The organism is Pseudoxanthomonas koreensis (assembly GCF_010093225.1).
Taxonomy (GTDB): Bacteria; Pseudomonadota; Gammaproteobacteria; order Xanthomonadales; family Xanthomonadaceae; genus Pseudoxanthomonas; species Pseudoxanthomonas koreensis.
The window spans coordinates 1-1,444 of sequence record NZ_PDWM01000077.1 but is presented as its reverse complement, the minus strand read 5'-3'; the positions used below and the strand labels follow the sequence as shown (position 1 = coordinate 1,444).

Below are 1,444 nucleotides of genomic sequence, written 5' to 3'. Positions count from 1 at the left end.
GCCTAACAATTCCTGTATGGACTCCTCCGTCAAGCAGCTGTTGTCGAAGTGATCTGACCGGGGAAGCGGAACGGTTGCAGTCGTGTATTCGGCCTTAGGGTGAGCCGTTGATGTGCTCGGGCCATCATGGAATCCGCGGCGCGGGTGCCTATCGTTCAAGCGGCTTTGCGGCCTGAATTGTTATCGGCTTTGTCCGCACCGGGACCGAACCCTTCACCATGATCGAGATCGTATTCGGCAATTGCTGGTGTTGAAATGTTGAAGCGGTAGAGCGGTTGAAGATCAGCGTGCAATGGGCCGCTGGCTCACGTGTTGCGGATCGAAGGCCCGGCCGTGGTGTTCCATCGCCCACAGCCGTCGCGCCAGTTTGTTGGCCAACGCGCAGGCGGCCTTGTTGTGGCCGCGGGTGTCCTGCACCTTGAGCGCCCAGGCTTGCAATGGATCGAGCGCTTGCCCTCGTCGTTGCTTCAGGCGTGCGGCCTGCAGCACGGCGCGGGCGCCGTGAACCAGTAGCGTGCGCAGGTGCACGTCGCCGCGTTTGGTCATGCCGCCCAGGCGGCGTTGTTGTCCCGAGGAATGCTCGCGCGGGGTCAGCCCCAGCCAGGCGGCGAACTGGCGGCCATTGCGGAACCGCGACAGGTCGCCTGCACTAGCCCGCAATGCCGTGGCTGTCAGCAGGCCCACGCCCGGCACGCGGCGATAGCGCTGCACGGCCGCGTCGCGGGTGGCGAATTCGTCCAGGCGCTGCTCGATGGCCGCCATGTTTCCCTGCATTTGCGCCAACCGCTGCAGCTGTTCGTCCAGGCTGTAGCGCAGGGACATGGGTAACTCGTTGTCGCCATCCTCGAGTGCATCACGTACGGCTGCTGGCACTTTCAGGGCGCCGGCGGGGATGGTCAGCCCGAACTCGCGGAGCACGCCGCGCAGCAGGTTGATCGTAGCGGTGCGCTCGGCCTTGAGATGTTCGCGCAACCGGTGCAGGGCCTGGATGCCCTGTTGCTCGGGTGTCTTTACCGGCACGCCGGCGATATCGCCGCAGCGGTCGGCTTCCAGTATCCCGGCCACATCGTTGCGATCGGTCTTGTTGCCTCGCACATAAGGGCGTACGTCGCGGGCCGGAAGCAGGCGCACCGCATGACCTTGGCCCTGGAATCGCCGGGCCCAGTAATGCGCGCTGCCGCAAGCCTCCATCAGCACCCGTAGGGGTGGGCGTTGTTCCAGCGCCCGGGCGAAGGTCCGGCGTGACAGCCGTTTGCGCTCCACGACCTGGCCCCGTTCATCGGCGAAGGCCAGCTCGAAGACGTCTTTTGCCAAGTCGATAGCGACGGTAATAGCATGCATGGCGTGGACTCCTCTCGCGATCCCGTGTCCCGATCCAGTATCGGTCTGGCTCATCGAAGCCGTGTGGCGACGCGGGAGGAGTCCATCCCATCATTCAAGCCGA

1 protein-coding gene is annotated in these 1,444 nt (G+C 64.5%); it reads right to left on the bottom strand.

The features are described 5' to 3' along the window. Positions 1 to 282: 282 nt before the first annotated feature. Entirely contained in the window at positions 283 to 1,341 is a 1,059-nt protein-coding gene (locus CSC64_RS13760; RefSeq protein ID WP_162435899.1) for an IS110 family RNA-guided transposase, read from the bottom strand. Positions 1,342 to 1,444: the final 103 nt, after the last annotated feature.